This is a genomic window from Williamsia soli, from assembly GCF_017377795.1.
In the GTDB taxonomy this organism is placed as follows: domain Bacteria; phylum Actinomycetota; class Actinomycetes; order Mycobacteriales; family Mycobacteriaceae; genus Williamsia; species Williamsia soli.
Genome location: NZ_JAFRDR010000001.1, coordinates 579,202 through 603,551 on the forward strand (window position 1 = coordinate 579,202; position 24,350 = coordinate 603,551).

Annotated in this window: 23 protein-coding genes; 15 read left to right on the forward strand and 8 right to left on the reverse strand. The window is 65.7% G+C overall.

What is annotated here, in order from left to right:
* Positions 1-4: 4 nt before the first annotated feature.
* The 3 genes from J3S28_RS02520 to J3S28_RS02530 all read left to right on the forward strand — a co-directional run bounded on the left by J3S28_RS02520 (position 5) and on the right by J3S28_RS02530 (position 2,302).
* Entirely contained in the window at positions 5-433 is a 429-nt protein-coding gene (locus tag J3S28_RS02520; RefSeq protein WP_207837183.1) for a type II toxin-antitoxin system Rv0910 family toxin, read from the forward strand.
* Between the two features lie 127 nt (positions 434-560).
* Positions 561-866 carry a GlsB/YeaQ/YmgE family stress response membrane protein gene (locus J3S28_RS02525; protein ID WP_084835001.1) on the forward strand — a complete coding sequence of 102 codons (306 nt, stop codon included), beginning with the start codon at positions 561-563 and terminating at the stop codon, positions 864-866.
* A gap of 89 nt (positions 867-955) precedes the next feature.
* Positions 956-2,302 carry a lipase family protein gene (locus J3S28_RS02530; protein ID WP_207837184.1) on the forward strand — a complete coding sequence of 449 codons (1,347 nt, stop codon included), beginning with the start codon at positions 956-958 and terminating at the stop codon, positions 2,300-2,302.
* On the opposite strand, the gene J3S28_RS02535 is transcribed toward J3S28_RS02530, so the two are convergent.
* Entirely contained in the window at positions 2,303-2,731 is a 429-nt protein-coding gene (locus J3S28_RS02535) for an SRPBCC family protein (protein ID WP_207837186.1), read from the reverse strand. It abuts the gene before it with no gap.
* An 87-nt stretch (positions 2,732-2,818) separates the two neighbouring features.
* On the opposite strand from J3S28_RS02535, the gene ggt reads away from it, so the two are divergent.
* Positions 2,819-4,780 carry a gamma-glutamyltransferase gene (gene ggt, locus J3S28_RS02540; protein WP_207837190.1) on the forward strand — a complete coding sequence of 654 codons (1,962 nt, stop codon included), beginning with the start codon at positions 2,819-2,821 and terminating at the stop codon, positions 4,778-4,780.
* A 119-nt stretch (positions 4,781-4,899) separates the two neighbouring features.
* Here the strand turns inward: ggt and J3S28_RS02545 are convergent, their stop codons facing one another.
* Positions 4,900-6,387, reverse strand: coding sequence for a class I adenylate-forming enzyme family protein (locus tag J3S28_RS02545; protein WP_207837193.1), 1,488 nt, complete (start codon positions 6,385-6,387; stop codon positions 4,900-4,902).
* Positions 6,388-6,468: 81 nt separating this feature from the next.
* Here J3S28_RS02545 and J3S28_RS02550 point away from each other — a divergent pair, with 81 nt between their 5' ends.
* On the forward strand, positions 6,469-7,425 hold the full coding sequence (locus J3S28_RS02550; protein WP_207837195.1) for an aldo/keto reductase: 957 nt from the start codon (positions 6,469-6,471) through the stop codon (positions 7,423-7,425).
* Positions 7,422-7,838 carry a cupin domain-containing protein gene (locus tag J3S28_RS02555; RefSeq protein ID WP_207837197.1) on the forward strand — a complete coding sequence of 139 codons (417 nt, stop codon included), beginning with the start codon at positions 7,422-7,424 and terminating at the stop codon, positions 7,836-7,838. The genes J3S28_RS02550 and J3S28_RS02555 overlap by 4 nt, the downstream gene beginning before the upstream one ends.
* Before the next feature lie 8 nt (positions 7,839-7,846).
* On the opposite strand, the gene J3S28_RS28685 is transcribed toward J3S28_RS02555, so the two are convergent.
* On the reverse strand, positions 7,847-8,650 hold the full coding sequence (locus J3S28_RS28685) for a FadR/GntR family transcriptional regulator (protein WP_207837198.1): 804 nt from the start codon (positions 8,648-8,650) through the stop codon (positions 7,847-7,849).
* 101 nt (positions 8,651-8,751) lie between these two features.
* Between J3S28_RS28685 and J3S28_RS02565 the strand changes: the two genes are divergently transcribed.
* Genes J3S28_RS02565 through J3S28_RS02585 form a run of 5 tightly spaced genes read left to right on the forward strand, consistent with a single transcriptional unit; the run spans position 8,752 to position 13,886 of the window.
* Positions 8,752-9,903, forward strand: coding sequence for an acyl-CoA dehydrogenase family protein (locus tag J3S28_RS02565; protein ID WP_207837202.1), 1,152 nt, complete (start codon positions 8,752-8,754; stop codon positions 9,901-9,903).
* A complete protein-coding gene (locus J3S28_RS02570; RefSeq protein WP_207837204.1) occupies positions 9,900-10,847 on the forward strand; it encodes an acyl-CoA dehydrogenase family protein in 948 nt (315 codons plus the stop codon). The genes J3S28_RS02565 and J3S28_RS02570 overlap by 4 nt, the downstream gene beginning before the upstream one ends.
* Positions 10,844-11,626 carry an enoyl-CoA hydratase/isomerase family protein gene (locus J3S28_RS02575; protein ID WP_207837207.1) on the forward strand — a complete coding sequence of 261 codons (783 nt, stop codon included), beginning with the start codon at positions 10,844-10,846 and terminating at the stop codon, positions 11,624-11,626. Before J3S28_RS02570 ends, J3S28_RS02575 begins: the two co-directional genes overlap by 4 nt.
* Positions 11,623-12,813, forward strand: coding sequence for an acyl-CoA dehydrogenase family protein (locus tag J3S28_RS02580; RefSeq protein WP_207837213.1), 1,191 nt, complete (start codon positions 11,623-11,625; stop codon positions 12,811-12,813). The genes J3S28_RS02575 and J3S28_RS02580 overlap by 4 nt, the downstream gene beginning before the upstream one ends.
* On the forward strand, positions 12,810-13,886 hold the full coding sequence (locus J3S28_RS02585; protein ID WP_207837217.1) for an acyl-CoA dehydrogenase family protein: 1,077 nt from the start codon (positions 12,810-12,812) through the stop codon (positions 13,884-13,886). Before J3S28_RS02580 ends, J3S28_RS02585 begins: the two co-directional genes overlap by 4 nt.
* 5 nt (positions 13,887-13,891) lie before the next feature.
* Here the strand turns inward: J3S28_RS02585 and J3S28_RS02590 are convergent, their stop codons facing one another.
* From J3S28_RS02590 to J3S28_RS02610, 5 genes are all read right to left on the reverse strand, one after another.
* A complete protein-coding gene (locus tag J3S28_RS02590; RefSeq protein ID WP_207837220.1) occupies positions 13,892-15,598 on the reverse strand; it encodes a class I adenylate-forming enzyme family protein in 1,707 nt (568 codons plus the stop codon).
* A gap of 36 nt (positions 15,599-15,634) precedes the next feature.
* Complete coding sequence (locus J3S28_RS02595) at positions 15,635-16,831, reverse strand: FAS1-like dehydratase domain-containing protein (protein ID WP_207837223.1); 1,197 nt, start codon at positions 16,829-16,831, stop codon at positions 15,635-15,637.
* Between the two features lie 12 nt (positions 16,832-16,843).
* The gene (gene acuI, locus J3S28_RS02600) at positions 16,844-17,827 is read right to left on the reverse strand and encodes an acrylyl-CoA reductase (NADPH) (RefSeq protein WP_237340928.1); all 984 of its coding nucleotides are present in this window, start codon (positions 17,825-17,827) and stop codon (positions 16,844-16,846) included.
* Positions 17,828-17,915: 88 nt separating this feature from the next.
* Positions 17,916-18,677 (reverse strand): SDR family NAD(P)-dependent oxidoreductase, encoded by a 762-nt coding sequence (locus J3S28_RS02605; RefSeq protein WP_207837230.1) that lies wholly within the window; start codon positions 18,675-18,677, stop codon positions 17,916-17,918.
* Positions 18,674-20,206 carry a class I adenylate-forming enzyme family protein gene (locus J3S28_RS02610; RefSeq protein ID WP_207837233.1) on the reverse strand — a complete coding sequence of 511 codons (1,533 nt, stop codon included), beginning with the start codon at positions 20,204-20,206 and terminating at the stop codon, positions 18,674-18,676. The genes J3S28_RS02605 and J3S28_RS02610 overlap by 4 nt, the downstream gene beginning before the upstream one ends.
* A gap of 60 nt (positions 20,207-20,266) precedes the next feature.
* Here J3S28_RS02610 and J3S28_RS02615 point away from each other — a divergent pair, with 60 nt between their 5' ends.
* The 4 genes from J3S28_RS02615 to J3S28_RS02630 are packed head-to-tail and all read left to right on the forward strand — an operon-like array spanning position 20,267 to position 24,338.
* Positions 20,267-21,421, forward strand: coding sequence for a CaiB/BaiF CoA transferase family protein (locus J3S28_RS02615; protein WP_207837236.1), 1,155 nt, complete (start codon positions 20,267-20,269; stop codon positions 21,419-21,421).
* The gene (locus J3S28_RS02620; protein ID WP_207837239.1) at positions 21,418-22,305 is read left to right on the forward strand and encodes an HpcH/HpaI aldolase/citrate lyase family protein; all 888 of its coding nucleotides are present in this window, start codon (positions 21,418-21,420) and stop codon (positions 22,303-22,305) included. Before J3S28_RS02615 ends, J3S28_RS02620 begins: the two co-directional genes overlap by 4 nt.
* Entirely contained in the window at positions 22,302-23,573 is a 1,272-nt protein-coding gene (locus J3S28_RS02625; protein ID WP_207837242.1) for an acetyl-CoA hydrolase/transferase family protein, read from the forward strand. Before J3S28_RS02620 ends, J3S28_RS02625 begins: the two co-directional genes overlap by 4 nt.
* Positions 23,574-24,338 (forward strand): enoyl-CoA hydratase/isomerase family protein, encoded by a 765-nt coding sequence (locus J3S28_RS02630; protein WP_207837245.1) that lies wholly within the window; start codon positions 23,574-23,576, stop codon positions 24,336-24,338.
* The last annotated feature ends 12 nt before the right edge of the window (positions 24,339-24,350 follow it).

Consider the following 24,350-nt stretch of genomic DNA (forward strand, 5'->3'; position numbering starts at 1 on the left):
CCGCATGGCTGGTGTGAACGTATCGGTGACAAGCGATCTGGAACCCGGGAAGGCGTGGCAGATGGCGTCTGATCTGAGTCGGTTCGACGAATGGATGACCATCTTCGCCGGCTGGAAGAGTCCGGTGCCGGACACCATCGCCGAGGGCACCAAGGTGTCGTCCCTGATCAAGGTCAAGGGTTTTCGAAACACCATTCACTGGGAGGTCACGCGCTACGACGAACCGAGACTGCTCGAGTTGTCGGGTAGCGGCCGTGGCGGCGTGAAGATCGCGATCGCGCTGAAGGTGACTCCGCAGGGCGATGGCTCGATCTTCGACCTCGATGCGACCTTGAGTGGCAGCGTCCTGAACGGGCCGATCGGAGACCTGGTCGCCCGGGTGATCGACTCCGATGTCCGCACATCGGTGGCAAATCTGGTTGCCCTGCGCTGAGAGGGCCGGAACCGGCGCGGGCCGCTTTCAGGTCCGAGGTTTCACCGACCCCATCTCTGGGGATTCCAAGTGGGCAGCGTGATCACGCATCCGTGACCAGCGAGCACCACCAACGTAAGGAAGCACTGTGAGTACCACTGCTCAAGCGGTCGAGGTTTTGGCCGAACGTTCCACCACCACGACCGCGGTCGGTTGGGTTGGCTACATCATCATCGGCGGTCTCGCCGGCTGGATCGCCAGCAAGTTCATGGGTACCGACAAGCAGATGGGTATCCTGCTCAACATCGTCGTCGGTGTGATCGGTGCCTTCCTGGGTGGATTCATCCTCAGCTTCTTCTTCGACACCGCGAGTGGTGGCTGGTGGTTCACCTTCTTCACCGCTCTACTCGGCGCGTGCATCCTGCTGTTCATCGTGAAGCGGCTCAGACGCTGACGCGGTAGTGCATTCACGCACCAACTGATACAGGAACCGGCGCGGGCTCATGGAGCCTGCGCCGGTTGTCGCGTTCTACAGGAAGTCCGATGAGCGAAAACATCGATGTCGCAAGCGGTTGGATCCCGGAGGCGACGACACCGAGACCGTCGCGGTGGCACAGGCCGCAACTGCCGGTCGACGATCCGTTTCACCGCCCGCCTGCAGGCTTCGAGACCCTACCCGCCGGCACGCTGTTGCGGAGTCGTGAGGTGGAGATCGCTCTGCTCGGTCTGGTACCGCAGAAAGTCCGCGCCTGGCAATTGCTGTACTGCACAGCGGATCTGAACGGGACGCCCGAGGCGTCTGTCACCACGGTGCTGTTGCCTGCAGACACCGATGAAGACGGGGATCCGGCGCAGGAGCGACCGCTGCTGGCCTATCAGTGCGCCATCGATGCGATCTCATCCCGGAGCTTCCCGTCGTACGCGTTGCAACGCGGATCGACGTCCCTCGGCAACGTCGCACCGTTCGAGCTCCTGATCATCGCCAACGCGGTGTCTCGGGGCTGGGCGGTGACGATCGCCGATCACGAGGGACTCGGTGGCTACTTCGGCGCCCCGCGTGAGCCCGGGTACCGAGTCCTTGATGGGATCAGGGCCGCGACCGACTTTGCACCCCTGCGTCTTTCGCCGTCGACTCCCGTGGGAGTATGGGGTTACTCCGGTGGCGGCATGGCGTCGTCGTGGGTCGCCGAGATGGCGCCGGAGTACGCTCCGGAACTCAACATCGTCGGAGCGGTTCTCGGTGCGCCGGTCGGTGATCCGGGTCAGACGTACATTCGCCTCAACGACACGTTCTTCGCAGGTCTGCCTGCGTTGGTGGTCGCAGGCCTTCGTCACCTGTACCCCGGGTTGGGGCGGGTGATCGACGCGCACGTCAACGACGAGGGCAGGACGCGCCTCGACGAGATCGAGTCGATGTCCACCGCGTGGGCGATCGCCCGATTCGCCGGCGACGATTTCGACAACTACACCGACATCCCGCTGGCCGACGTGCTCGCCTCGCCCGAGGTTCTCGACTTGTTCGATGACATCCGGCTGGGTTCCCGGAAGCCCGAGTGCCCGCTGCTCGTACTGCAGCCGGTTCACGATCAAATCATCGCCGTCGAGGACGTCGATGGACAGGTGGAGCGCTACAACGAATTCGGGGCCAACGTGACGTACATCCGCGACCGTGTCAGCGAACACCTGTCGTTGATGATTCTCTCGACGCCCACGGTGCTCGAATGGCTGACCGCCCGGTTCGACGGCGCGCCCGAGCCTGTCGGGTCGACCCGCACCGTGTGGTCGACCGCGCTCTCGTCGACGTCTTTGCGCGGATTACTGGGAAGCGGCCGTGGATTTCTGGGAATGGGCAAGGCTGCGCTGTTCACCGCGATCGGCGGCGCGTTGTGATCAGCCGATGACCTGGTCGCGCAGACCCTTCGTCGCCATCTCGAGGACGGTTTTCTGACCTCTCTTGACGAGTAGGCCCGGCACCGGGATCTTGAGGTCGATGGTCATCTCGAACTCGACATGGGTGCCGGTGTCCGTTTCGGTGAGGCGGTATTCGGCGCGCTGCATCTTCTGCTGCGAGCTCTCGAGCATCTCCCACACCACGGAGTTGTCGGCCCAGGTGTACTCGACGACCTGATCGTCGGTGATGCCCATCAGCTGGACACTCATGCGTGCCTGCCTGGGCCTGCCATCCTCGTGACGGTCGATCACGGCGGCGCTCTTGTGAATGGACGACCAGGACGGCATGCCCTCGATGTCCGCGATGGCGTCTAGCACCGCGGCTGGTGGCGCTTCGATGTCGATACTCTTGCTTCCGCTAACTGCCATGGTGTGAAGGTAACCCAACTGCCGTGATCGCCAAACGAAATCGTGGATCGTGTGTTTCTGCTGCGCACGATCGGGGAACATGTGACCATGACCGGACCTGTGGCCCGCCCGCGCGCAGGTGCTGTGGCCGTGATTGTCACCGCACTGCTCCTGGCGGCGTCGTGTTCGTCGTCCTCCGACGAGGCCGCGTCACCTGAGCGGGTGTGCGCTCTGCCCGAGTCGCCCAGTGCAGCGGTCGCCGCGCCGTCCGAGCCGGACGGTGCGACGGAAGACATCTCGACCAATCCTGAGGTGGCGACGGGGTACCGGCCGAACATGACCGTGGTGCACACGACGTCTTTCGCCGCGGCCACCGCGAACCCGCTGGCCACCCAGGCAGCCTGTGAGGTCTTGGCGGGCGATGGCGACGCCGCAGACGCTCTGGTGGCTGCCCAGATGGTCCTCGGCCTCGTCGAGCCGCAGAGTTCGGGCATCGGCGGCGGCGCATTCGCGCTGTACTACGACGCAGCCGACAAGTCGGTGCAGGCCTACGACGGCCGCGAGGTGGCACCGGCGGCAGCCACCGAGAACTACTTGCGCTGGGTCGACGACACCAATCGCACCGAGCCGGTGCCCAGCGCGCGCGAGAGCGGCCGATCGATCGGGGTACCCGGGGTGCTGCGACTTCTCGAAGATGTCCAGTCCGAGCACGGGACCAACGCCTGGCGCAGTCTGTTCGAACCTGCGACGAGCCTGGCCGACAGCGGATTCGCGATCAGTCCGAGGATGGCAGCAGCCATCGATGACTCCAGTGCCGAGCTCGCGGTCGATCCTGCCGCCAAGTCGTATTTCTTGCTGCCGGATGGGTCGGGCAAGCCGGCGGGGGAGGTCCTCACAAACCCTGCGTACTCGAAGACGTTGGGTGCCATCGCGTCCGAAGGAGCCGACGCGTTCTATTCCGGTGACATCGCCGAGGCCATCGTGGCGAAGGCGGCATCCACGGCCAACGGGATGACCCCGTCGGCAATGACGGTCACCGATCTGCAGCACTACGAGTCGAAGGTGCGTGAGCCGATCTGCGTCCCATACCGCGACGTGCGGGTCTGCGGGATGCCGAACCCGTCGTCGGGCGGGCTCGCCGTGGCGTCGACACTGGGGATCCTCTCGAACTTCCAGATGGACCAATACCGGCCGACCGCACCTGATCTCAACGGCGGGAAGCCGTCGGTGATGGGGGTGCACCTGATCTCCGAGGCCGAGCGGCTGGCCTACGCAGACCGCGACAAGTACATCGCCGATTCCGACTTCGTGCCTCTGCCCGGGGGGAGTCCTGCTGCCCTCCTGGATCCCGCCTACCTGAAGGGTCGGGCGGCACTCATCAATCCTGACCGCTCTATGGGTACGGCGACGGCGGGTCAATTCGATGCTGCCGCACCCGTCGGCTGGTACGCCGGTGTCGAGCACGGGACCAGCCACATCTCCGTCGTCGACAAGGAAGGCAACGCCGCGTCCATGACCACCACGGTGGAGTCCGCGTTCGGCTCCTTCCACATGGTCGACGGCTTCCTGCTGAACAACCAGCTCACCGACTTCTCCGTCGAGCCGACCGATCCGCAAGGTCTGCCGCTGGTCAACCGGGTGGAGCCGAACAAGCGGCCGCGCAGTTCTATGGCACCGACGCTGGTCTTCGGTGGACCTGCTGCCGGCGGTGAGTACGGCGACCTCGAGATGGTCGTCGGGTCACCCGGGGGCTCGGTGATCATCCAGTTCGTGGTGAAAACACTGATCGGACTGACTGATTGGGGTATGGATCCCCAGCAGGCGGTGTCGATGGTCGACTTCGGCGCGGCCAATACGCCGAGCACCAACGTCGGCGGCGAGCACCCCAACATCGACACCGAGAACAACGGGAACAACGACCCCCTGGTGCAGGGATTGCGCGCCAAGGGTCATGAGGTCGACCTCGACGACCAATCCAGTGGGCTGAGCGCTCTGTTGCGTACCGAGCAAGGTTGGTCCGGCGGCGCAGATCCGCGCCGCGAAGGGGTAGTTCTCGGGGATTCTCGTTGACCGTGCCGAAACTCGCGCCGACCGTGCCGAAACAGCCACCGACCGTGCCGAAACAGTTACCGACCGTGCCGAACCGGCCGTTGACCGTGCCCTTGTGACCGTCGATATCCCATGAGCCGTCAAGGAGTCGACGGCCAGATGAGGTCGGTGACCTGTTGCCGATGCGGCTTGCCCTGTTCGGTGGTCGGGATGTGGTCGACGATCACGATCGACCAAGGATGCCGCTTGGCGAGCTCGTCTCCTGAGCGGGTCGCGTCGGCGGTGAGCACCACTGCCGCACCGAAACCACCCTTGGGATCGGGGACCGCCACCGCGTAGGCGACTTCGGGATTCGAGCAGAGATCCTGCTGCACGTCGAGCGGAAACATCGAGTGCCCGTCGATGAATCGTTCGTCAGCGGCACGACCGCGGATGTGCAGGTATCCATCGGTATCGAGGAACCCGGCGTCGCCGGTGGTGAACGAGCCGTCGTCGTGGAATCCCGAGGACTCCGGCGCGACGGAATATCCCTGCGCCATCGCACGGGTGCGGATGTTGATCAGTCCGGTCTCGCCTGCGGACAGGATGTTTCCGGCGGAGTCAGTGATCCGAACCTGCACAGTAGGGATCGGTCTACCAGCCGAGCTCAGGAGTTCAGGATGCTCCAGGCTGTAGTCGGGGCCGGCAAGAGCGCTGACCACTCCGAATTCGCTTGCACCGTAGGGGTGCACGAGAAGGGGGCGTCCGGCGCGGGTCAGCAGCCTCCGACGCAGTGCGGGCGAGGCGTCGGCGCCGATATGGCTTATCGCGAGAAGGGACGACAGGTCGAACTCCGTCATCTCGATGCCGTCGAGCAGTTCGACGAGGAGCGGTTCGACGAGCGCGACATGGGTGACGCGCTGGTCGGCGATGGTGGTGGCGATCGAGACCGGTTCGAACGTTCTGCGGAGGATGAGTTGGCCGCCGCCGATCAGAACAGTGTCGACAAGGGTCTGAGCGATGTACGGGAGCGGAGTGCAGATCAATTGCCTACGGCCGGGGGTCGGTCCGAGATCGACGAGCCGGTCGTACGCGGCAACACTACGAACGCTGGCCTTCGACACGCCCGTGGTGCCGCCTGTCGCGACCAGGACGCACGGCTCGTCGGGGCCGAGATCGACGCGCAGCGGTGTCGTGGGTGCCGAGCCCACAGCGGTCAGTAGGTCGGGTACACCCTCGATCGGTCCGACCCCCAGCACCACCGAAACGGACCCGGAAGGGAACGCGGCTGCGGTGTCCGGGAAGACGATCGCGGCGTCCGCGCCGATCCGGGACAGGAAAACCGAGAGTCGCTGCGGTGTCCCGGCGTCCGGGCACAGAACCGTGACACACCCCAACCGGGTGGCGGCATACCGAATTGCGATCGCTTCGATCGCAATGGGGGCGAGGACGGCAACGGTGTCGCCGCGGCCGAGCCCGTGCGCCGCAAGGACGTGGGTGAGGCGCGTCGTCAGATCGAAGAACTCGGAAGCGGTGAAACTCCTGTTCTCGTCGCTGATCACGTCCTCATCGGGACGCGACGACAGCGAATCCATCACCTTGTCGGCGTGCGTGATGCCGGTACGCGTGGAGTGTGGTGAGGACGTCATGGCGGCTCCTTGTCCTGACTGGAAGTCCTGGTCCATTGTGCGCGGCGGCAGGACGACGGAGGAATCAATAGTGTGGGGGCCATGACTCGAATCGGCGACTCGACCCTGGACGTCTATCCACTCAACCTCGGCGGCAATACGTTCGGCTGGACCAGCGACGCCGACACCTCGTTCGCGGTGCTCGACGACTTCGTCGCGGCCGGCGGCAATTTCATCGACACCTCCGACAGCTACATGGCGTCGATTCCGGGCAATACGGGCGGGGAGTCCGAAACCATCCTCGGGCAATGGTTCAGCAAGGCGGGTAGACGCGAGGACGTCGTACTCGCCACCAAGGTCAGCAGGCATCCCGAGTTTCTCGGCCTGGCGCCGGACAACATCGCCCGCGCAGCAGAGGCCTCCCTGCGACGGCTGCAGACCGACCGCATCGACCTGTACTACGCGCACTACGACGATCCGGACGTCCCCCTCGGTGAGACGCTCGGTGCGTTCGACGCCCTGGTCAAGGCCGGGAAGGTGCGTTACCTCGGCATCTCGAACTACTCGCCGGAACGGATTGCAGAATGGATGGCAATCGCCGAGGCCAACGGCTTCGCGAAGCCTGTTGCGCTGCAGCCCCACTACAGCTTGGTCGCCCGTGAGCCGTTCGAGGCGCAATTGCGTCCGCTCGCCGAGAAACACAGCCTCGGAGTGATGCCGTACTGGGCGCTGGCGAGTGGTTTCCTGACCGGTAAGTACCGCACCCAGGAGGACGTCGACGCCGCCGCCCGCAGCAAGATCGTCGACCGATACTTCAGCACCGAAGGACTCGCGGTGGTCGACGTCCTCGCCGACATCGCCGAGGCGCATGAGGTTGCCATCGCCACGGTGGCCATCGCCTGGACCCGACAACAGCCGACCATTGTCGCCCCGATCGTCAGTGCGCGTATCCCGGATCAGCTCGGCGCGCTGCTGGCATCGGTGGATCTGACGCTTTCCGCCACCGAGCTCGAGCGACTGGACACGGTCTCGGCCGAAGTCACGGCCGTCGGCGGATGAAACACGTGGTCACCGGTATCGCCGACGACGGGTCGTCGTTCCTGGAGTCCGTCACGGTCCACGACGGCCCGATCGTGGAGTCAGGATCTGTCGGCGTCTACGAACACTCGTCCGTGCCCGACCTGACGCGACCGGCCTCGGGCATCCTGCTCGACCTCGCCCCGGAGCCGGGCACGGTGACGTGGCGACTCATCGAGTTCTGGCCGGGCCGAGACATTCCGTTCCATCACACCGACTCCGTCGACATCAGCGTTGTCGTCGACGGAACTGTCGATTTCGCGGTCGACTCCGAGACCATCGGACTGGACGTCGGTGACGTCGTGGTCGTCAACGGCGCCGGCCACAGCTGGAAGACCGAGGTCGGCTGCCGCCTTCTCGTAGGAATGGTCGGCGGTAGAACAGCGGCCGAGTAGGCGCAGCCCTAGATCCGCGAGCGCCGGATCGACTGGATGGCCTGCCGGGACATGGCGGCAGAGGCGTTGACCACCCGATCGCCGTAGCGGTCGAGAACCAGCGCCTGGGTCGCGGCCAGGTGGGCGCGCGCGAGCCGCTCCGCTTCTTCTGCCCGACCCGCTGAGATCTCGTCGACCAGTCTGCGATGCGCGCGGACGGCTTCCTCGGCCTCGATCTCGGACGGATATTCGCCGTGCCGGGTGCGGGCTTCGGCCCACGCCTCTTCCTGCGCCGACCAGAGGGCGACATAGCTGCCAACCGCGTACCGGATGGTCGCGTTCGGGGTGAACGAGACGACGAGGTCGTGGAAATCGCGGGCACTGTGGGTGAACTCGACGCCGTTGCCGACGAAACCGACCGAGGCATCGATGGCGGCTGTCAACGCCGGTACGACGACGTCGGCGCGGTCTTCGCGCCGGGCGCACTCGGCCGCGCACGTCGGTTCCAGCATTTGGAGCCCCGCGGCCAGATCTCGGAGCGTCACGCGGGCGGCTTGTAGGGACAATCCCAGGTGATATGCCGCCGAGGTCTCGTCCGGCCGGTGTACGTCCGCGCCGCCGACGTTCCCCCGTCGGACCGTGACCAGACCTTCGGTCTCCAGGATCCGCAAGGCCTCACGGATCGAGGGATAGCTGACACCGAAGTCCTTGACCAGCTGTTCCTGGGTGGGCAAGCGATAGTCTTCGACGTCGAGGATGGCGTCGCGGATCTCCGCGGCAACCGTTTCGGCGATCCGGCGCTGGGGAACCCGACCGTTCCTGATCGTCGTCACCTGGACCGCATTTCGTTCATTTCGAGGAGTCTAATCTAATCGGCAACGCCCGACCATTCAAGTATTCCAATCCTATCAATGATTGAAGTAATGTGGTTTGCATGGACTTCACGATGGGGGAGGCGGCGACCCGACTGCGCGAGGAATTGCGGGGGTTGCTATGGGAGCAGGTCCCCGCAGACTTCCGCGGCGCGTTTACCGATGACCCGGCCGATCTCGAGACCGCGCAGGAGTTCTGCCGATTCCTGGCTGAGCGCGGGTTGCTGTGTCTGGCCTGGCCCGAGCGGTTCGGCGGACGCGACGCGTCGGTGTGGGAGCAGACCGTGGTTCGCGAAGAGATGTGGGCGCATCACGAGCCGCGGGGCGCCCAGTACATGGGGGTGAACTGGGTGGGGCCGACCATCATGCGGCACGGAACCCCCGAACAGCAGCGCGAACACTTGCCGCCCATCTCGCGGGGCGACGTCATCTGGTGTCAGGGCTTCTCCGAACCGGGGTCGGGCTCCGACCTCGCCTCTCTTCGCACGGCGGCTCGGCGCAGCGGTGACGGATGGCGCATCTCGGGTCAGAAGATCTGGACCTCCTACGCGACGATGGCGCAGTGGTGCTTCTTGCTGGCTCGGACATCCACGGGCGAACGTAAACAACAGGGCCTCACCGTGTTCCTGGTTCCGATGTCGGACCCCGCGATCGAGGTGCGCCCCATCCGCGCGATGTTGGGACCTCACCATCTCAATGAGGTGTTCTTCAACGACCTCGAGGTCACGCAGGCGCATGTCCTGGGCACCGTCGGCGAGGGGTGGAAGGTGGTCCAGGAGGTGCTCGCCTTCGAGCGCGTGGGCATCGCCCGGTACGCCCGGTGTGAACGTCTCCTGCAACAAGCCCCGACCGTCCTCGGCGACGAGTGGGAGAACGTGCCTGCCGAGTTACACGGACGTTGGAGCCGGATGCTGGTCCATTGCCGACGCGCCCGGTTGCTCGCCTACCGGGTGGTGGCGATGCAGAGCGAGGGTCGGGTGCAGCCCGCCGACGCCGCCGTCTACCGCATAGCTGTGACCACCCTCGACCAGGACAGTGCCGAGGTTCTCACCGAGATCGCTGCGCATGCAACCTCATCAGACGACGACACCGAACGCTTTCGACGTGACGTCCGAGATCACTGGAGCTACTCCCAGGCCGCCACCGTGGCCTCGGGCAGCATCGAGATGCAACGGATCTTGTTGGCGCGAACCCTCCTGCCGGCGGCGTCATGAACATCGAGTTGAGTGCAGAGGCATCCGAGTACGGCGCGGCGGCGCTGCGGGCATTCGAGTCCGCGGGCGGCGACGCACTGGTCGAATCCGCCGAACGCGACCCCTGCGGACGCGACAGACTGGTCGCCCCGGTCTTCGAAGGGCTCGGCGCCTGGGATCTGGAGCCCCGCAAGAACAGCGACGAGCTGGAAGCTGCAGCGGCACTATGTCGCAGTGCCGGTCACTGGGCCGTGCCCTATCCGGTCGCCGAACGTCTTTCCCGGCCTACCGATCTCGACGTCGACGGTCTCCTGGTGATTGCAGATAGCAACCCGGCGGCAGCCGTGTCCGATCTGGATCTGCGGTGGGCGGCAGTCACCCTTGCCGGTCAGCGCGCTGTGGCGACAGTGCGCTCGACGAGCGAGTCGCCGCGCACAACCGCGTTCGTCGCACCCCTGGAACTCGAGTCACTCGACGCCGGTGGCGCCGCCGACGTCGCCCTCGGGCTGGTGCTGCCGTGTTGGACGCTGCTCGGAATGCTCGACCGTGCACTGGCCCTCACCCGCACCCACGTCCTGCTGCGGGAACAGTTCGGCCGTCCCCTCGCGCAGCTGCAGGGCGTGCAGTTCCAGCTCACCGATGCCGAGGTCGAACGCAGCGGCGTCGAAGTGCTCGCGAAGTATGCGTTGTGGAGTGTCGAGGCGGGACACGACGAAGCCGTCGACGACGCGCTCGCGCTACGGTTGGCGGCGATCGAGGCCGCGGACGTGGTCTTCCGCGTCGCCCACCAATTGCACGGAGCGACAGGATTTTGCGACGAGACCACCCTGTCGTGGCTTTCCCGGTACAGCCTTCCGTTGCGCCGGTTGCCGTTCGGTTTGTCGGCGACCAATGCGGCGCTGACCGCGCGCTTGGGGCGACGCGGGCTGACCGGATTGTTCACCGACGAGGTGGTGGCCCCGTGACGTACGACTTGCCACCCGAGCTGATCGTCGAGTCCGACGGGCCCATTCGTACCGTGGTGATCAACCGACCCGGCGACCTCAACGCCGTCAACAAGGACCTGCACTGGGCGCTCGCCAACGTCTGGCGCCAACTCGCCGCCGACCGGGATGCAGCCGTGGTCGTTCTCACCGGTGCCGGCCGGGCCTTCAGCGCAGGTGGTGACCTGAACTGGATCACCTCGTTCCTCGACGACCCCGTCGCGCGGGACGAGAGCGTACGTGAGGGCGCGGAGATCATCGACGAGATGTTGCGGTTCCCGTTGCCGGTGATCGCTGCGGTCAACGGTCCGGCGGTCGGATTGGGCTGCAGTATGGCGGTGCTGTGCGACGTGGTGTTGATGTCGGAGAAGGCGCATTTCGCCGATCCGCATGTGGCCGTGGGACTCGTCGCCGGTGACGGCGGAGCGGCCTTCTGGCCGCTGCTGACACCCATTCTCAGGTCGCGCGAATACCTGTACACCGGTGACAAGATTCCGGCGGCGGTGGCCGTCGAGATCGGGCTTGCCACCCGCACCACCGCCCCTGACGAGCTGTTGCCGACCGCCCACGCCCTGGCCGGACGGTTCGCCGCGCAACCGTCCGAGGCGCTGCGGAGCACCAAACGCATTGTCAACATGCATCTCTCGCAAGCGTTGTCGGGCCCCCTGCAAGCCGGGTTCGCCGCAGAGGTCGCCACCATGCAATCGGACGAGCACCGGGACAAGCTGCTGGCGCTGGGTGGCACGGCGGCCCGTCGATGACGGCGCCGGACCGCCAGGACTTCCGTACCGAGGTCCGCGACTGGTGCGCGGCGCACGTACCCACCACCTGGCGGAGCGAGCAGACCGGCGTCAGTGATGAGACGTTTGTGGCGTTTCAGAAGGCGTGGTTCGCCGAACTCCACGCGGCCGGTTACGCCGTACCGCATTGGCCCGCGGAGTGGGGCGGGGGTATGTCGGTCGCCGATCAAGTTGTGCTGTACCAGGAATTGGCAGCCCACGACGCACCCCGCCTGGTCCTGCCGTTCGTGTCGATCCACCACGCGGCGTCCACCCTGTTCGCTGCCGGCACCGACGAGCAGCGCCGCCGCCATCTGCCGGCGATCTGCGACGGCGAGATCTGGTGCCAGGGGTTCTCCGAGCCCGGTGCCGGCTCCGACATGGCAGCGCTCTCCACCACGGCCCGCAAGGTCGGTGACTCCTACGTGGTGAATGGTCAAAAGCTGTGGGCCAGTGGGGCAGCACATGCCGACTGGTGTCTGCTGCTCGCCCGCACAGACCCGGACGCCCCCAAGCGCCGCGGCATCTCGTACTTCCTGTTGGACATGCGTACCCCCGGCGTGGAGGTCCGGCCGATCCGGCAGGCCACCGGCGAATCCCACTTCTGCGAGATCTTCCTCAGCGATGTGGTGATCCCGGCCGAGAACCTGGTGGGACCGGAGAACGAAGGGTGGCGGGTCGCGCAGGAAACGCTCGGCGCCGAACGCGGGATGACCATGCTCGAGCTGGCGGAACGTCTGGGCCACGCGGGGTTTCCCTGGCTGGTCGACCTCTGTGGACGAGCCGGGGCTGACGGAACACGGCCGCTCGACGACGCGGTGGTCGCAGATCGACTTGCCTGCCTGGAGACCGAGCTCACCGGACTGCGTGCGCTGTGTGCAGCGTTCGTCGCCGACGACAATCCGGGCCCGGCCGATGCCTCGATCGTGAAGCTGTATTACAGCGAACTCCTCCAGCGCATGACCGACTTCGGCGCGGACGTGGCAGGCCTCGGCGGTCAAACCGCGCTGCGCAAGCCGATGTCGAGCGGATGGGAGTCGGGAAGCTGGGTGCTCGACTTCATCGGATCCTGGGAATGGACGATCCCCGGCGGGACCAGCGAGATCCAACGCACCATCATCGGGGAGCGAGGCCTCGGCCTTCCCCGCGAACCCCAGGCGGCGAAATGACAACGGCACAGTTCGAATTCGCCGAACTCCACGATGAGCTCGCCGCGGTCGCCCGTGAACTGCTCGGCTCCGCGCCGCGGGAGGTTGACGTCGATTGGAGCCTGATCATCCGATCCGGCTGGACCGGACTCGAGGTACCCGAGTCGCTCGGGGGCGCCGGCGCGACGTTCGCCGAGGTCGCGGTGATCCTGCGAGAGATCGGACGGGCGGCGGCGCGCGGACCCTATCCCGCCGTCACCGGGATCGCCGGCGGCGCACTCGGACTGCTCGAACCGACCGCCCGCCGCGACGACCTACTCGCTGCCACCGCATCCGGGGACCGGGCCCCGGTGCTGGCGATGGCCGGTGAAGGCCTGTTCTCGAACAGCTTTCGGCTGACCGAATCAACCCGCGGTCTGAAACTGAGTGGAGCCACAGACTTCGTGCTCGACGCTCCCCTGGCTGATCGGCTGCTCATTCCCGCGGTCGGCCGAGACGGAGCTGCCGTCATCGTCGATGTGGGTGCGCATTCGCCCGGCCTGCGCGTCGAAGAGCAACCGGTGGTCGACGAGACCCGATCTCTCGGCAGCGTGGCCGTCGACGACGTACTGGTACCGCCCGATTCGATCATGGGATTCAATCCGGACTCCGAGCACTCGTTGGCGCGCCTGTACCACCGGGCCGCCGTCGTTGTCGCTCTGGACAGTCTCGGACTGAGCGAAGCGATGCTGGACGCCACGGTCGCCTATGTCGGGGTGCGCGAGCAATTCGGGCGCAAGATCGGATCGTTCCAGGCGGTCAAGCACGCCTGCGCCGACATGCTCGTCCAGATCACGATCGCCCGGACACTTGTCGCGGCGGCTGTGGCGGCACTCGCCGATCCCGACGCCGAGGCCGGTGCCGCGGCCGCCATGGCGAAGTCGTTCACCACTGCCATGGCCGTCGACGTTGCGGGCAAAGCGATGCAACTCCACGGTGGCATGGGCTACACGTGGGAAAGTGGCATTCACGTCCACCTCAAGCGGGCCACCCTCAACCGCTCACTCTTCGGTTCGCCTGCAGTACATCGTAAGACGATCGCAACGAGGTACTGAGCGAGTCAGGCCAATCTGGTGGCGGCCAGGGCCTTGATGTCGCTGGTCCTGATCTTCGCGCTGCCGGTCAGGGTGATCTCTTCTTCGTCGAAGAAGACCACCTCGCGCGGGACCTTGTAGCTGGCGAGCTTCTGTTTGACGAAGGCGCGGATGCCGTCGGCGTCGAGATTCGCATCGGCGTGAGGCACGATGCAGGCGACCACGATCTCGCCCAGGGTTTCGTGTGGAAGGCCGACCGTGCGAGTCACTTTGACGCCCGGATGGGAGACGAGGACCTCGTCGACCTCAAGTGGTGAGACGTTGGCGCCTCCGGTCTTGATGATGTCGGTGAGGCGGCCTTCCCAGAAGAGCCGGCCCGCATCGTCGAGGTATCCACCGTCGCCGGTGGGGAAGAATCCCTCGTCGTCGACGGTCTCGCTCAGCGGGGTGCCGAGGTAGCCGAGCATCAGGGTGGGGCCTTTGACGCAGATCTCACCGCGCTCGCCCAAGGGGAGGGTGTCGCCGGTCAACGTGTCGACAATCTTGAATGTGACGCCGGGAAGGGGTGTGCCACTGCTGCCGCCGGCTTCTTCCTCGGTGGTGTTGGCGGGGAAAATCGATGAGATGGTGAAGGTCTCGGTGTTCCCGTACGCGTATCCGGGTTCGATCCAGTTCGCGGTGACGGACGGGTGGCGGGCCACCGGGGTGCGGTGGTCCACGAACCGCAGACTGCTCAGGTCTGCATTGCCCCAGTTGGGAGTGGATTCGAACTGGGCCCACTGATGCGGCCAGGCGAACGGGAAGTTGACCTTCTCGGTTTCGATGAGGTCGAGTGCCTCGACCGGGTCGAAGGTCTTCTGTAACACCAGGGAACCGCCGCTGGAGAGTGTATTGCCCAGCGCCATCGCGAAGTTGCCCGACCAGAAGAACCCGTTGGCGCTCCAGCAGCGGATGTTGTCATCGGGTCCGAAATGGTAGAGCTGCCGGAACCGCCACAGCTGGATGGCAACTCCGCGATGTGCGCTGAGAATGCCCTTCGGTCTGCTGGTGGATCCGGAGGAGAAGAAGAGCACGGCGGTGTCGCTGGGCTTGGTCGTCGCCGCAGTTGCCTCGATCAGCTCCCGCGGTTCGGCGTCGCCGCGGGCAAGGAACGTTTCCCAGGTCTCGATTGCGCTCGGCCCGTTCTCCCCATCGCCGACCATCGCTAGGTGGCGCAGGAACGGATAGTTGCGGGAGCGTAGCCCGCCGGGGGAGACCGACGCGAGCTGTGGTTCGAGCTCGGTCAGGACGGTGGCCACGTCGGTTTTCAGGATCTGGCGGTCGAACAGCAGCACCGAGATCTCGGATACCCCGATGAGGTGATCGAGTTCGACCGGTGTGGAAAAGGTGCTCAGGGTGACCGCGACCCCTCCGGCCAGTGACGTCCCGAATACTGCCGAGATCCATTCGGGGCGATTGGTCATCAGCACGCCCACCCGGCCGTCCTTACCGATTCCGGCCGCCCGGAGTGCCTGCGCGACCTCGACCGCCCGCTCCCACAGTTCGGCGTACGTCCAGCGGACGACACCGTCCTCGGTATGGAAGACCAGGGCTTCGCGCTCGCCGTAGAGCGCCGTCACCTCACGGAGAAAGCCGGGCATCGTCAATGTCCCGAGCCCGGACTCTTCGTCGAGCGGTGGACCCGAGACGATCGACAGCGGTCGCAGTGATGAATCAACGGTGGGGGTGCTCATGACTCGACCTCTCGGGTGCCGCACGATGGGTGGTGGTTAGACGGGCAGTTCGACCTCGGCGGTGCATGTCACCAGAGTGGTGCCGTCCTGACTGGTGAGTTTCAGCTTGATCTGGACGAGCGGTACGCCCCACTCGGAGTCGGCCTGCTTGTCGACGACCTCGGCGTCGAAATACGTGACGTCGCCTTCGAATGCGGGGCCGCGGAAGTCGGCCTTGGTGTGCCGGACCATGCCCTCGTGGCCCGCCCAGTTCGCGAGGTAGTCGGTGCACCAGGCGCCCATGGTCGCGCCGTAACCGTAGGCCCGGGCCATGCCCACCTCACCGGCCTTGTCGGCGTCGATGTGCCCGCGTGACGGCCCGACATACAGACCGTCGCGCAGGCGGGGGTCGATCATGGCGCCTTCCTCGTCGAAACCGAAACCCTCACTCCAGCCGGGATCCTGGTAGACCCAGGGGTCGTCGACGCCTTCGGGGGCGACCCATTCGAACGTGCCCCAGATGTTGAACAGGAACGCGCGGTACTCGGTGGTGAAGCTTGCGATGGTGTGGGGTCCGATGACGCGGCGATGCAGGGTGTCGCCGATCTTCACGTCGCCGAAACGCGGCGAGATCCCTAGCCGGTTCGACAGCAGCCACGCGTGACGTAGCTTGTCGACCTCGGCGAGTTCATCGGCGGTCCACCGCTTGGTGGCGCCGATCTGGTCGTCGTACATGCCGCGCTTGTTCGCCTCTGCGGAGAGGTACCGGATGGCGGTCGAGCGCTCTCGGGCGACGAGGGCTCCGTGCTGATTCTTGTGCGTCGTGTCGCCGCGCGAGAACATCGTGGGTCCGGCGAACTTGGTGTCCGCGACCTTGTAGTCGTGAAAGCGGCGCTCCTGGAACAGTTTGTCGCCCGGGCGGACAGGGGTGCCGTAGAACCACCACTCCTCGCCGCCGAAGATCAAGTGACTGTTCGGGATGTGTCCCACACACGCCGGTGCCGCGCCGTGTCCGTAATCCAGGGCCACTGCGATGGACTGCGGGGCGATGAGGCCGCCGAACTTGGACTCTCGGGCGAACCTCTCGTCCCAGTGCATGGGGTTCGGGTTGTCCATGGCCATCGCCCAGCGCCGGATGTCGGAGGTGCTGCACGGATCCCATAGTTGCCCGCCGCCGATCGGTTTGCCCACTCGATGATCGACATCGGAGAGGTCGAGTTCGACGGTGTCCGGTTCGGTTGCATGTGTCGTCATGTGTTCTCCCGCTTATCTGTTGACGTCGATGACGATGCGACCGCGCACCGTGCCTTCGATGAGCCTGGTGGCGGCATCGATGGACTCTGCCAGCGGGATCTCCTCGGCGATGGCCTCGATCGCACTCGGGTCGAGGTCTCGGGCGAGCCGCTCCCATGCTTTCTGGCGCTTGTCGAGCGGAGCCATCACGCTGTCGATGCCGAGCAGGGTGACCCCACGCAGGATGAAGGGGGCGACGGTTGCGGGGAAGTCCATTCCCTGGGCGAGACCGCAGGCCGCGACCGCGCCGCCGTACTTCGTCTGGGCGCAGGCGTTGGCCAGGGTATGACTGCCGACAGAATCGACGACGCCTGCCCAGCGCTCCTTCTGCATCGCCTTGCCCTTCTCTGCGAGTTCGGCGCGATCGACCACAGAACTCGCACCGAGCTGCTCGAGATAGTCTGACTCCGAGGTTTTTCCGGTGGACGCAGCGACCGTGAAGCCGGCCTTCGTCAGCAATGCGATGGCGACGCTGCCGACCCCGCCGGTTGCGCCGGTCACCAGGATCTCACCCTGGTCGGGTTGGATTCCGAAGTTCAGGAGGGCGTCGACGCAAAGGCCGGCGGTGTATCCGGCGGTGCCGATCGCCATGGCCTGGCGGGTGGTGAATTCCGGGGGCAGGGGAACGAGCCAGTCGCCCTTGAGTCGCGACTGTTGAGCAAAACCACCCCAATGGCTTTCGCCGACACCCCAGCCGTTGAGGACCACGCGATCACCTTCGGACCAGCCGGCGTGGGCGCTGCGGGTGATGGTGCCGGCGAGGTCGATGCCGGGAACCATCGGAAACTTCCGGACCACGGGGGAGGTCCCCGTGATGGCAAGTGCGTCCTTGTAGTTGAGCGAGGAGTAGTCGACGGTGATGTCGACCTCGCCCTCGGGTAAATCGGCCTCGTCGAGGCTTGCGAGCGCAACCGATTGGCCCGCTTCGCCTTTCTCGATGACAACAGCAGAGAACATCGTGAGAGTCATTCCTTTCTGGGCCCGAAACGCCGATCACGCAATGGGGCTGACATTACTTCAATCCTCACAAGGATTGCAATACTTGCTAGCGTGCGGTCCACCCGCCATCTACGACGATGGTCTGGCCGGTGGTGTAGCTCCCGGCATCGCCCGCCAGCCACAGCACGGCGCCCACGATGTCTTGTGCCGAACCCTCTTTGGGTAGGGGTGTGTTGCGCCGGAGGTATTCGGCAGCCTTGCTGCTCTCGTAGAGGGGGCCGGTGATCTCGCTCCGAAAGAATCCGGGTGCCACGGTGTTCACTCGGATCGAGTGCCGCGCCCACTGGACCGCGAGCTCGGCGGTGAGCCCCGACAGGCCGGCCTTGCTCGCCGCGTACGACGCCTGGGGGATGCCAGGGATTCCGACCCGACCGCTGATGGACGAGATGTTCACTATCGACCCGCGCCCGGCGTCCACCATGTGTGGAAATGCGCCTTGTGCGAGCAGAAATGGCGCGATCAGGTTGAGACCCACGGTCTGCGTGATGGCGCCGAGCGATTCGGTCTCGGCCCTCTCCTCCGTGAACATGCTGCCTGCGGTGTTGATGAGGATCTCTGGGGGGCCGAGGGCGTCGACGACCGCGGGTATCACCGAACCGACCTGTTCGAGATCGGACAGATCACGGGCGATGGCCACTCCGTCGATACGCTCGGCGACAGCGGCGAGTGTGTCGGCGCGGCGAGCGACCACTGCGACCCGCGCGCCCACCGACGCCAGTGCTTCCGCAATCGCCACTCCGAGACCCGACGAGGCGCCGGTGACCACGGCGACCCGGCCTTCGAGGTCGAACATGTGCGTACCGGTCATCTGGTGCCCCGCAGTGTCATGGTCGGGCTCCGCTCAGCTTCGCCTGGCGAGGACCGGTTACGCTGGGCATCAACGTATTCGGCGAGACCGGGTCGCTGTACCTTGCCCATCGCGTTGACGGGCAGTTCCGGCACCTGTGACCAGATCTCTGGGACTTTGTAGGGAGACAACTCGCGACGACACAGGTCTTCGAGGGCCGCCATGTCGAGCGGAACGGGGCTCTCGAGTGCCACCGCAACCCGTTGACCCAGCCGGTCGTCGGCGACGGGATACACCGCCGCGCGGGTCACATCGGGGTGTGCGGCGAGGACCCGTTCGACCTCGAGTGGGTAGACGTTGGCACCGCCTCGGATGATGACGAGCTTCTTGCGGTCCAGGACGGTGAGCCACCCGTCGGGGTCGACTGTCCCGACGTCGCCGGTGGCGAACGGGCCTGAGTCCCCTTGCCGGACAGTGCCGTTCTCCCAGTAGCCGAGCAGAGGTCGCCATGCGTCGGCCCATGGTCCGCCGGTGGCTCCGGTCAGCCCCAGTTCGCCCAGTTCGCCGGCCGGCAGCCGCTTGCCGTCGTCGTCGTAGGCCGCGACGTCGTACTGCGGCTGGACGCGGCCGCTGCTGCCTGCCCGCCAGTCCTGTCCCGGCGGATCGATCGACACGACGGTCGGGGCCTCGGTGAGTCCATAGGTCGACCTCGGGACCAGGCCGTGCGCTCGCGCGAACTCGTCGCGCAGCGCATCGGAGGTGTCGGCGCCGCCGCTCCACACCTCACGCAGGGACGACAAGTCGACGTTGCTGCGCCGGGCGAGGTCGTAGAGCTGCGCGGGCGCCCCGTTCCACACGGTGACCTTGCGGGTCGAGATCCACTCGGCGACGCCGTCGACATCGCGTCGATTCATGATCACGCTGCAGCCGCCGACCTGTGCGGTGAGCAGCGTGGACAGGACCATGAGGTTGAGGATGGTCAGCGGAAAGCTGTCGCCCTTGCGCAGGTCCGGACCCCAGCCGCGGGTGGCGCCGAGCACCGCACCCGGGAGCAGCAGGTTGCGCTGACTATGCACGACCGCCTTTGGCGTCCCCGATGTCCCACTGGTGAAAGCGATTCCGGCCGGTGCGTCGATGTCGATGTCGACAAGTGGCGCCGACTCGTCGCGGGCCAGGAGGTCTGCCCAGCGTTCAGGATCCACCGCGCTCGCGGAGTCGATCTGACACTTGGGCCCTGCGAGAACCACTTTCGGATCGCACAGCTCACGTACCTGCTCCTGTTCGCCGGCGGCCAGCGCTTCGCCGATCCCGGCCCAGATCGCCCCGATCCGCTGGGTGCCGTGAAAAGCCGCAACGATGCCGAGATCGTTGGGCAGGCAGGCCGCCACCCGATCGCCGGGCCGGACACCGAGCGACCACAGGGCGCCCGCAGCGCGTCGGGCCTGATCATCGAGCTCTGCATAAGACCAGATCCCGGATACGGCCTCGATGGCCGGGGCGTCCGGGCGCTCTGCGAGGGCGGTGTCGAGGATTTTGTCGATCGTCCGCATTGTGGTCACCCGTTACTAATACCACTATCCTTGTAAACATTGACCTGATAGCGTGAAATTATGAAGCACACGGGCCCACTCGCGGGGTTGCGCGTCGTGGACCTCACGGCCATGGTGATGGGTCCGTACTGCACCCAGATCATGGCCGACATGGGGGCCGAGGTCATCAAGGTCGAACCGCCGGCCGGTGACAACACCCGGTACATCTCCGTCGGGCCCGAACCGGGCATGAGCGGCGTGTTCGCCAACGTCAACCGCGGCAAACGCAGTGTGGTGCTGGACCTGCGGACCGAAGAAGGTGCGTCCGTGCTTCGCGAACTCATCGCGCAGAGCGATGTTTTCATCCACTCCATGCGCGCGACGGCGGTCGCGGCACTGGGATTTGCGTACGACGACGTCGCCGCCATCAATCCGTCGATCATCTACACGAACTGTTACGGCTACGGCCGAGGCGGACCGGATTCCGGGCTCACCGCCTACGACGACACCATCCAGGCCGAGTGCGGACTGCCGTATGTGCAGCAGCAATTGACCGGCGAGACCGGATACGTGGGCACCATCATCGCCGACAAGGTCGCCGGGATGACGGCGCTGTACGCCACCACCATGGCCCTCTACCACCGAGAACGCACCGGGGAAGGGCAGGAGGTCGAGGTCGCGATGTTCGAGACCATGGCCGCCTTCATGTTGGTCGAGCATGCGGGAGGCGCGATGTTCGACCCGCCGCTCGCGCCTGCCGGATATCCGCGCGCTGTGGCACCGAATCGAAAGCCGTACCGCACCAAAGACGGCCACATCTCGGCCTTGGTCTACAACGACAAACAGTGGGCGGAGTTCATCGACGCGGTGAACCCAGCGTGGGCGGGTGAGCACTACGCCACTCTGGAGCAACGGGCGCGTCAGATCGACATGGTCTACGGGCTGCTGGCCGAGACGTTTGCCGAACGGACGACGCAGGAATGGCTCGATCTGTTTCGCTCGCGGGACATTCCGGCCGCGCCAGTGCGCACACTGGACGAACTCTTCGACAATCCGCACCTCGAGGCGGTCGGATTCTTCGAGGAGGTCGATTCGCCCAACGGCCCGGTGAGATTCCCCGGACCGCCGACGTGGTTCTCCCGAACGCCGGGACGTGTGGCGGGACCGGCGCCGCGCTTGGGCGCCCACAACGATGATGTCCGCGACGAGTTGGACGAGAGCTGGAGAAGCACATGAGCCACAGCCTGTTCACTGCGCGATCGTGGCTGTTCGCGCCGGGCGACAGCGTCAAGAAGATGGAGAAGGCAACCGCAGGTCCCGCGGACGTCGTCATCTTCGATCTCGAAGACGCCGTGACCGAGGACGAGAAACCCGCGGCTCGTACTCTCATCGCAGATTTTCTCCGCGGGCGGTCGGAGGGGGACCGAACACGGCTGTGGGTGCGGGTGAACCCGCTCGACGGACCGCACACGCTGGCTGATCTCGCTGCGATCATCCCGGCGAAACCGGGCGGCATCATGTTGCCGAAGTCGCGCGGTCGCCAGGACGTCGAACTGCTCGACCACTATCTGTTGGCATTGGAGGTGGCGGCCGGCATCGAGCCGGGCGTGACCAAGGTGATCGTGCTGGTGACAGAGACCGCCGAGGCCATGTTCACCACGGGCACCTATCGCGGTGCGCCGCGGGTGGTCGCCTTGACCTGGGGTGCGGAAGACCTGGCCGACGCGGTGGGCGCCAGTGAGAACCGAAACGACGATGGCGGTTACGGATTCACGTACGAACTCGCGCGGAGCATGTGCTTGCTGGGGGCCGCGACCGCCGGGGTGATCGCCGTCGAGACCATCGCAGGAGACTTCAAGGATCTCGACGGACTACGCGCGCGGGCCGAGAAGGTCCGCCGCGACGGGTACCGGGGAATGTTGGCCATCCACCCCGCCCAGGTAGACATCATCAACGAGGCGTTCACCCCGTCGATCGACGAACTCGATGCCGCACAGGAGATCGTCGATCTGTTTGCGGCCAATCCGGGGGTCGGGGCCATCGGCCATCGCGGCGCGATGCTCGATCGGCCGCATCTAGCCCGGGCGAAGGCGTTGCTCAGCGCCGGTGGCCGGGCATGACAGTGGTGGCGGACGTTGCCGGACTTGATCTGGCCCAGTTCTTGTCACCCGGCGACCGCATCGTCGTCGGGCAGGCGTGCGGCGAGCCCACCACCCTGATCGAGGCATTGATCGAACAGGGCGGCGGCGTCGGCGGGTTGTCGGCATTCATCGCCACCAGTTTCTCCGGACTGTTCACCCCGAACTCGGCGAGGAGCTTCAAGTTGTCGAGCATGGGTGCGATGGGAGCGCTACGCTCCATGACCAAAGCTCATGAACTGCAGATCATCCCGTGCCATGTCAGCCAGGTCGGACCGATGATCGCCGCGGGTGCACTCGGCTGCGACGTCGCACTGATACAGGTCAGCCCCGCTGATGCCGACGGCAACCATAGTCTGGGACTGATCAGCGACTACGTCCAGGCCGCGGTCGCCAGGGCCAGGGTGGTCGTGGCCGAGATCAACGACCAGGTTCCGTTCACTCGCGGTGAACTGCTGCACCGCAGCAAGATCGACTACGCGGTGCACGTCTCTCGGCCGCCGGTGGAGGTGAGATCGGCATCGATCGGTGACACCGACCTCGCCATGGCCGAGCACGCCGCCACCTACATCGGTGACGGTTCGGTCATCCAGATGGGGATCGGAGCGGTCCCCGAGGCCATGCTGCGGTTGCTGCGTGACCGCACCGACCTCGGTGTTCACTCGGGAATGCTGGGAGACGGTCTCGTCGACCTGATCGAAGCCGGCGCGGTCACCAACGCGCGCAAGCGTATCGATCGCGGCGTGACGATCACGGGGGCGCTGATCGGCACCCGCCGGCTCTATGAGTACGCTCACCAGAATCCGGAGATCCGGATGTGCACCACGGATTACACCCATAACGCGGCCGTCATGGCCCAGCTCGACAAGCTGGTGACCATCAACTCCGCTCTGGAGGTCGACCTCACCGGCCAGGTCAATGCGGAGCAAAGTGGCTCGTCTTATCTGGGTGGGACCGGCGGCCAACTGGATTTCGTCCGGGCAGGATCCCGTTCCCCCGGCGGGCACGCCATCATCGCGCTGCCTGCCACCGCCAAAGGCGGCACGGTCAGCCGGATCACGACCGCGTTGTCGGGTCCGGTCACCACTCCGCGAAGCGATGTCGACATCATCGTCACCGAATTCGGCGCAGCGGAACTACGTGGACAGTCGCTCGGTGAGCGCACCAGACGGCTGATCGCCATCGCGCATCCGGACTTCCAGGAAGATCTGGCCCGCGATGCGCACACGATTCAGCAGAGGGGCTTCTAGATGGGTGATGCCGTGCTGTTCGATGCTCGCGACGACGGCATAGCCGTCATCACCCTGAACCGTCCCGAGACGCGGAACTGCTTGTCCTCGGACGTGCGCGACGGTTTGCGTGACGCCTGGTACAGATTCGAGGCCGACTCGTCGCTGCGCGTCGGGATCCTGACCGGCGCCGGCGACACATTCTGTGCGGGCGGCGATCTCAAAGAGATGGTCCGGACCGGCATGCAGGTTCCGCCCCGGGACATGTTCCCACTGCCCTACGACACCGTCGAACTCTCCAAGCCCACCATCGCGGCGGTCAACGGCGCAGCCTTCGCGGGAGGCTGGATGATCGCTCAGGCCTGTGATCTCTGCGTCGCGAGTACCGGTGCGAAGTTCGCGGTCACCGAGGTCAAGGTGGGCCGCAGCTCGCCCTGGGCCTCGCCGCTGATACACATGATCCCGCAACGGATAATGATGGAGATCCTGCTGACCGGTAAGCCGATCACCGCGGAGCGGGCCTACGAGATCGGTCTGGTCAATCGACTTGCTGAGCCGGAAACTCTGCTGGACAGGGCAATCGGCCTGGCGAAGGAGATCCTCGTCGGCGCACCGCTGTCGGTGAAAGCAGCACGCGAGACCGTCATGTTGGCGACAGAGATGGGCCGGTCAGCCGCGTTGCACGCTGCCCGCGCGGCATCGGAGCGCTGTTACACCAGCAACGACGCGCAAGAAGGCCCACGGGCGTTCGCTGAAAAGCGCACTCCCGAATGGACCAACACCTGACCGCCGACCGTG